Source organism: Gemmatimonas sp. (assembly GCF_036405635.1).
Classification (GTDB): Bacteria; Gemmatimonadota; Gemmatimonadetes; order Gemmatimonadales; family Gemmatimonadaceae; genus Gemmatimonas.
The window spans coordinates 1-8040 of record NZ_DASWXE010000035.1; the positions used below are offsets into that span (position 1 = coordinate 1).

6 protein-coding genes are annotated in these 8040 nt (G+C 65.3%); 1 reads left to right on the plus strand and 5 read right to left on the minus strand.

The features are described 5' to 3' along the window. The 5 genes from VGE27_RS02085 to VGE27_RS02105 form a co-directional block, all read right to left on the minus strand. A partial coding sequence (locus tag VGE27_RS02085) for an ankyrin repeat domain-containing protein (protein ID WP_331047972.1) occupies positions 1–1142 on the minus strand: 1142 nt, incomplete at its 3' end. A 10-nt stretch (positions 1143–1152) separates the two neighbouring features. Beyond that, a complete protein-coding gene (locus tag VGE27_RS02090) occupies positions 1153–2553 on the minus strand; it encodes a DUF1552 domain-containing protein (protein ID WP_331047973.1) in 1401 nt (466 codons plus the stop codon). 27 nt (positions 2554–2580) lie between these two features. After that, positions 2581–5157 carry a DUF1592 domain-containing protein gene (locus VGE27_RS02095; RefSeq protein WP_331047974.1) on the minus strand — a complete coding sequence of 859 codons (2577 nt, stop codon included), beginning with the start codon at positions 5155–5157 and terminating at the stop codon, positions 2581–2583. 295 nt (positions 5158–5452) lie between these two features. Continuing rightward, positions 5453–6418 carry a 2-dehydropantoate 2-reductase gene (locus tag VGE27_RS02100; protein ID WP_331047975.1) on the minus strand — a complete coding sequence of 322 codons (966 nt, stop codon included), beginning with the start codon at positions 6416–6418 and terminating at the stop codon, positions 5453–5455. Then, the gene (locus tag VGE27_RS02105) at positions 6415–7116 is read right to left on the minus strand and encodes a hypothetical protein (RefSeq protein WP_331047976.1); all 702 of its coding nucleotides are present in this window, start codon (positions 7114–7116) and stop codon (positions 6415–6417) included. Before VGE27_RS02105 ends, VGE27_RS02100 begins: the two co-directional genes overlap by 4 nt. A gap of 238 nt (positions 7117–7354) precedes the next feature. On the opposite strand from VGE27_RS02105, the gene VGE27_RS02110 reads away from it, so the two are divergent. Further along, positions 7355–8040 (plus strand): VOC family protein (locus tag VGE27_RS02110; protein ID WP_331047977.1); only part of this gene is annotated, 686 nt, incomplete at its 3' end.

The following is an 8040-nucleotide window of genomic DNA, read 5'->3' on the forward strand; positions in this document are numbered from 1 at the left end:
AGGCTACCCACGGTCGCTTCATAGCCCGCATTGAAGCCGTTCGTGGTGTCGGCCGGGATGATCGTCTCGATCTTGCCGTCCACCTTCTGCTTGTTGTCGTACACGGTGCGACCAGCGAGAATCGCTTCCTGCACCTGCGCCGGTGTCAGATCGTTCACCGGTGGCGCCTGCACGCCAACCTTGAACGCGGGCTTCCCCGTGTCGGGCTTGGCGGCTGCGGGGGCGCCGGCTGCTGCACCAGCAGGTGCGGCGCCCGGTGCTCCCGCGGCGCTGGCCATACGCGCCGGAGCCGCAGCACCAGGCGCACCACCACCCGGCTGCGCGCCCACCGCCGGCGTGGCCGGCGCAGCACCCTGACGGAGGCGCAACTGCGCCGCCTGCTCAGCGGCCTGCTTCTCGAACGCCTTGATCACCGAATCCCGCATCTTCTCGGGCAGGAAGCTGAACAACACTTCGTTGCGCTTGCGCGCCGCAGCCTGCTGGCGCGAGAGCTCTTCGGTGAGATCGACGGTGTTCGTACGGATCGACGCGTCCGCGCCAGCCGCCATCAACGCCTTCACCGCGTCCGCGCGATCAGATGCTGCCGCGAACATCAGGGGCGTCTGTCCCCACGACGGTTCTTTCGCATTCACGTCGGCTTTGGCGGCCACGAGCGCCTTCACGCTGGCCGCATCACCGGCCTGCGCCGCCAGGTGCAGCGCCGTGGCGCCCGTTTCAGTAAGCGCCTTGGCATCCGCGCCCGCCGTGAGCAACGCCTGCAGCACCGCGCTGTTGCCCGCGCGCGCTGCCACATGCAACGGCGTATAGGCGCCGTTGCGCGTGACCGGCGTGAGCTTGGCCCCTGCCTTGATGAGTGCATTGGCCATGGCCGCATCACCACGGTCGGCCGCCCAGTGCAGCGCCGTCATACCGTCGCCCTGCGCCGCGTTCACGTCAGCGCGCGAGGCGATGAGCGAACGCACTGTGGCCAGATCGCCACGCATGGCGGCCTGCGCCATGGCTGTCGACGACACCGGGGCGACCGGCGATGACGACGACACACGCATCACTGGCTTGCTGTCCTGCGCCACCAGCGGGGACACCGTCCCCGCCAGCAGCACCGCAGCTCCTGCGAGCCGCGTCGACCACTGATTCACGTCCATCAGCTGATCCTCAGGCGTTGGAGTACAGCGCGAACGGCGAGACACTGTCGCCGAAGCTCGGCGTGTCGATGCCGTAGTTGTGCAGCAGCGAGAGAAACACGTCGGCCATCGGCGTGCCGTCCGGCGCCTTGAGGTGCGTGTTGCGCGGAAGCGAAGCCTGTTCGCCGCTGAGGATGATCAGCGGGCAACGACGGTGGTTGTGCACGTTGCCGTCGGCCATCGGCGAGCCGTACACGATGGTCGTGTTGTCCAGCAGGTTGCTGTCGCCGTCCTTCGTTTCCTTGAGGCGCTCGAGGAAGTACGGCAGCATCCCCACGTGATACTTGTTGATCAGGTTGAACTCCATGATGGCCGCTTCACGACCGCCATGGTGCGACGCCGGGTGGAAGCCCTTGTTCGTACCGCTCTCGACAAACACGCGGCTCGACGCATCGCGGCCCGTCTTGAACGAGAACACGCGCGTCATATCCGACTGGAACGCCAGCACCTGAATGTCGAACATCAGCTTCATGTGCTCTTCGAAGCTGTCCGGCACACCGGCCGGTGCTTCCGGAATCAGGCGCTCGTCACCGCTGGTGTTCTTCGCTTCGACCTTTTCGATACGACGCTCGAGTTCGCGCACGTTTTCGAGATACTGATCGACACGACGACGATCGGCCGCGCCGAGGTCGCGCTTGAGCGAGTTGATCTCGCCCACGACCCAGTCGAGGATGCTGCCATTGTCCTTGCGACGCGCCGAACGGTCGGCGTTGTTTGCGCCGGCACCGAAGAGCATGTCGAACGCCGCGCGCGGATTGCGGATCATCGGCAGCGGCTCAGTGGGCGACGCCCAGCTGATCGTGTCCGTGTACGCGCAAGCGTAGTTGTAGAAGCAACCGCCAGCCTGGTCGAGGTTCTCGATGCACAGCTGCATCGACGGCAGCGGCGTGTCCTGGCCGATCTTCCGGGCCACGATCTGGTCGAAGGACGTGCCGACGAACAGGTCAGAACCCTGCGTCTGCTTCGGGTGCGACTGCGTGAGGAACACCGCGCTCGAACGGAAGTGATCGCCGCCGATTTCCGGCGCGTCGAACGCTTCGGCCATGCGGACGTCCGTGTTGCTCACGATCGTCAGGTTGTCACGCCACTTGTCGAGTGGAATGAGCGCGCCTTCCGGATTGAGCGAGAACTGCTTGCCCACACCTTCCGGCGCCCACAGGAACTTGGACGCGCCCCACGTGTTGCTGCCGGCCGCGCCGTGCACCGACTCGATGCACACCAGACGCTTATGACCGGAGGCCGCCGCGCCGCCCGCTTTGGACAGGAACTGCCCCGCCGGCGCCATCGCGTCGAGGTAGGGCAGCGCGATCGTGGCGCTCATTCCCTGCAGGAACGAGCGGCGGGCGAGAGTCTTCTGAGTGAGAAATTGCATTGGATGCTCCTGGCGGTATGAGTCGGCTCAGTTATGTGACGCGTCAGCCGACACAGGCTCGGCGCGCTTGGAGTGGAAGGCCTTGCTGTTCACGACACCCATCACAAACGCGGACATCTTGTACTGCTGCTTGGCTGCCGTCCGCTCGATCTGGCGGATGGTCGGCTGGTCATAGTCTTCCGCGCGGCGTCCGAGCGCGTAGGCCATGAGGTTTTCCGTGAAGTTGCGCATCAGCGGCACGGGCCGCTTGAGCAACGCGGTCGTCAGGTCAGTCGGCGTGGTCAACGGCGTGCCGTCGTACAGCTTGCCGCGCGTATCGAGCAGGGCGCCGTTTTCACGGAAGCGCAGCTTGCCGGTCACGTCGAAGTTGTCGAGTGCCAGACCGATCGGGTCGATGAAGTTGTGGCAGGACATGCACGACGGGTTGTCTCGGTGCATTTCCATGCGCTCGCGCGTGGTGAGCGGTTTGCCTTCTTTGCCACCGGCCGTCTGCTCGAGGTCGGGCACGTTCGGCGGCGGCGGTGGCGGCGGAGCGCCCAGCAGCACTTCCATCACCCACTTGCCACGCAGCACCGGCGATGTGCGATTGCCGAGTGAGGTCTGCACGAGCACGCTGCCTTGGCCGAGCACACCACGACGCTGATCGTCGGCGTACTTCACCTTGCGGAAGTGCGTGCCCACCACGCCTGGGATGCCGTAGTGCTTGGCGAGGCGCTCGTTCACGAAGGTCGAATCCGACGTGAAGGCCGTCAGCACGCTGCGATCCTTGCGCACGAGATCTTCGAAGAACATCTCGGTTTCCGTTTCCATGGCATCGGCCAACTGCTGGTCGTAGTCCGGGAACAGGAAGGCATCGGGATGCACCTTCTCGAGGTCCTGCAGGCGCAACCACTGCGAGGCGAAGCGCGTCGACAGCGCTTCGGCGCGCTTGTCGGCCAGCATGCGCTTCACTTCGGCGTTGTAGACAGCCGGCACCGACAGCTGCTTCTGGCGCGCCAGCGTCAGCAGCCGTTCATCGGGCACCGTGCTCCAGAGGAAGAACGACAGTCGCGACGCGAGCTCGATGTCGTCGATGCGATAGTCCTTGCCCGCCACCGTATTGGCCGGCTCGCGCTCGATACGGAAGATGAAGTGCGGGCTCACCAGCAGAGCCTGAAGACCCAGGCGCACACCTTCTTCAAACCCGTTCTGCCCGCCGGCGGCCGCGCCACGGTCATAGAAGGTCATGAGCGCCTTCTTGTCATTCGCATTGAGCGGACGGCGATAGGCGCGCGTGGCCAGGCGCGTCAGAATCGACTCGGCGCAGGGACGCTGCGCGGCGGTCGTCTTCGGATTGCAGGTGAAGATCGCCTTGCGGCTCGGCGAGTCCGACAGGCCAGTCACCTTGGACGGGCCCATGATCAGGAACTCCATGAGGAACGCCGGCTCGGTCGTGCCGGCCGCACCGGTGCCGCCCGACGCACGTGACCAGTCATGCGGACGGATCAGGTCTTCGTACGGTCCTTCCGCCTTTCGGAGGAACGCCACGGAGACCTTCCGCTGGCCGCCCTGGATCTGGATGGGCTCGGTCAGCAGGTAGTCGGCGCCAAGGGGCAGGTCGGCCGACTCACTGTTGCGGGCCACACCTCGGTCGTAGTGGAGCAGGGAGACGCGTTCGCCGTCGATGGAGACATCGACGTCTTCCACCGGGCGACCCACACCACCACCGACATTCACGCGGATCTGGTAGATGCCGTCAGCCGGGAAGGTGTGCGTCACCACCATGCCACCGCGCGTGCCGTACGGCGTGCCTTCGACGTGATCCCAGGGGTGCTGGGACACGAAGGGCGAGATGCGGTAGTTGGCCTGTCCAGCCGCTGCCGTCCGGTCACCCACCGCCATCCGGCTTACGGCCGAGGCCGCATTGAGGTAGCCGTCGAGCAGGGTCGGCGACATCGCCTGAGCGTCGGAGATGTTGTCGAAGTTCGCGCTCTTGGTGTCGAGCGGGAGCCAGTCGCCCGGATCGATCTCGAGGTTCAGCAGGTCGCGGACGACGCGCTGATACTCCGGACGATTGAGGCGCTGGAAGACACGGGTACCCGGGTTCACCGGTACCGCGTCGATGGTCTGTTCCAGGGTCTCGACCAGCGCCTGCAGCGTGTCACCGCCCGGCCGGCGCGATCCCGGCGGGGGCATCATCTCGGTGCGCAGCTTCCGGATCATCTTCTCCGAGGTCGACAGCTGGGACAGCGTCGAGTCCATGGAGAAGGCGCGAAGCGAGAGGTTACCGCTCCGGGCCGCGCGCTGCGGGTTGTGGCACGAGCCACAGTAGCGCTGGATGGTGGAGTCGAGCGCGGCCATTTCGATGCCGCGCGCTCCGTACTTGGCCTTCGCCTTGGTCGGATACATGGGCCGGGCAAGCACGCCATGGATCCCTGTGACCGGATCGGTCGCGGAAACACTGGGCGCTCGCACGGTTGCCGTGCTCACGATCGACGAGGGGGACGGTGTGGGGGTGCCGTCTTTACCAGACGGCAACGCCGATGATGACGTCGCCGGCGAAAGCAGCGATGTCACCAGAGTCACGGTGGCGGTAATCCCCGACCACGCGAGTAAAACCTTCATGCCGGCCACTCCAGACGGGATGGCGCGCCGTCCATGGGGGACGGCGCGAGTCGAGCCGCATGCACACCAGCGGTGCGTCCGCATCTGCTGGTGCTACCCTCTCCGGTGGGAAGGAGACCGGAGGAGTGCTTGCTATCTGTAATCCGTTTCTACGCGGTACCCCCGCACAGTGCTGACAAGTGCGGGGACCGCGTCACAAACGGATGTGCACAACGCGTGTGCATAACCACTGCACAAAACTGCAGGGAAGACGAGAGATGCCCACTATCGGACATCATCAAGGACGCCGCAAGACTCAGTTCGTTGCAACCACAGAGGGGAGCAACAGTGCGTGCAGCACGTCATGCACAGGTGTTTGTACACCACGTTGCCGTGCAAGGCGCACCACAGCCGATGTCTGCGCATCGAATTCACTCGGACGCTCGGCAATCAGGTCACGCGCCATCGAGGTGTACTCGTTTGGCGGCAAACTGTCGTAGCGCTTCCAGATCTGCTCTTTGGCATCGGCTGGCCACTGCACACCCACTGCACGGCCCACCGCAATGACTTCCTCGATGGCGGTGTCGATCAGGGCCCGCGTTTCCGGCACGGATCGTACGGTTCCGTACGGCTTACGGGACGCTGCACCGACCACGCCAATGGGCTCGATGAAGAGGAATTTTTCCCAGAGCGCCGTGGTCATATCGGCTGGCACGATGGTGTTGATGCCTGCCGCGCGCATGGCATCGGCCACCACGGGAATCATCGCCGCGGTTGCATCAGACAGCGCCGAGCCGGGGCGGGCTCCGAATTCGAGCACCGGTGTCACGGCCGGATGGCGGATGTGTCCTGGCCCGGCCTGTTCGGCAATCACGCGGCACAGACCTTCGAGCACGTGTTCTGCGCCAAGCGCGTCGGCGAGCTTCACGCTGGCCTCCACACCGTTCTGGAGCGGAATGACCACGGTGTTGGGGCCAAGCAGGGCGCGCATGGACGGCGCCACGCCGGTCACCTGGGTGGCCTTCACGCCGACAAGGACCACATCGACGGGGCCGACCTGTGACGGGTCGTCCGTCACCTGTACTGGCTGGAGATGCAGATCCCCGTCGACGCTGTCGAGACGGAGTCCGTTTGCACGAAGGGCATCCCGCGTGGCACCGCGGGCAATGAACCACACGTCATGTCCGGCCTGTGCGAGGCGCGCGCCGAACACTCCACCTACGGCTCCGACGCCGAACACGGCCACGCGCAGTGTGCGCGTGGCCGTATCGGGTGCGCTCACGGCTTGCCGAGGCTGAAGCCGGCGATGTGCGCGTCGGTGTTGTGCGCCATGCGGAAGCCGACGACGCCATCCGTGCTCTTGAGCTTACCAGCCGCCACGAGCTCCGCCTTGCTGTAGCTGGCTACTTCAGTGCCGTTGATGATGCAGGAGACCTTGTCGCCCTTCACCTGCAGCGCGACTTCCTGCGTCACCGGCTTGCCCTTCGCTTCGGCCTTGTGGACGGCGTCGTTGGCACCACCGCGCGGGCCGTTCATCTGGAACGGCGCGGGGCCGAAGCCACGCACGATGAAGTTGCCGTTGCCGTAGGCGGCGCAGTACAGGTAGCTGTTGTTGTCCGTCCCCATGTCGTTGCCGGCAATCACGACGCCGTACGGATGCGGATGGCTGTTGAGCCCCATGTACTCGCGCTCGGTGAACGTCGCCTTCACGACGTAGTCACCCTTGCCGACCATGGTCGGGTTCCAGTAGGTCGTGGCCGGGCCGGTGGTGGCGTGCAGGCCGGGGCCCATGGTGATGAACTTGGCGCTGTCGACGGTCAGGCCGGCCTTGGCTTCCTTGTCATCGACCTTGCCCTTCCAGCCGCTCACCTGGATGCCGCCCTTCACAGCGTTCGACTTGTCTTCCTGCGCGTGGACGAGCTGTGGTGCAATCGCCAACGCGAGAGCCGCAGCAAGGGCTCCCTTCGTGAGACGCTTCATCCGTCTGACTCCTGATCAGTGAAACTGGGGTGGGACCGGGCGGACCCGGCGGCGAACAGGCGTCCGGCGACCTGCGCGGGGAGCGCAGGTCGAGGATTGGAGACGCCCGGCGGGAACAGCATACACCTGCAGACTGGAATGTTTGCGACGGAATCGCTTTCGCGATAGATCCGCGATGTCATCGCGGTGTATCACCGCCCTTTGGTGACGTCTCCCACACAACGTCGAGGTGTTCCGCATGCCACCGATCACTGCTCCGCAAATCAACCGGCCGGTGTGGTTCGATCTGACCACCTCTGATCTGGCGGCAGCCAAGGCGCTGTACAGCGACCTGTTCGGCTGGAGCTACCTCGACCTGGGCGAGGCGCTGGGCCACTACACCATCGCATTCACCCGTGATGGCCAGGCGGCAGCGGCGATGGCGCCGGCCACGCCAGACACGCCGGTGGGATGGACGATGTACTTCGGCGTCGCCGACATCGATGCGGCCGTTGCTCGCGTGGTGGCGTTGAGTGGTGCAGTGCTGGTGCCACCGATGGAAGTGCCGGGTCAGGGGCACATGGCGCTCTGCACCGATCCGGACGGCGCAACATTCGGCCTGTGGCAGGGCACGGAGTTTCACGGCGCGGCTGTGGAAGGCGAACCGGGCGCGATGGCGTGGTGTGAAGTGCACACCACGCACGCGGCCGCGAGTGCGGCATTTTATGCCAACCTGTTCGGTTTGCGTGCCGAAAAGCTCGACGCTCCGGACATGGAGTACTACACGCTGCACGACGGCAACCCGGCCGTGGCGGGTGTGGTGCGCACGGTGTCCGGGTCCGACCGGGCACCGCACTGGATGGTCTACTTCTCCATCGACAGCCTCGCGCGTGCCAACGCACTCTGGCAGCAACACGGCGGCACGTTGCTGGAAGGTCCCCTCGA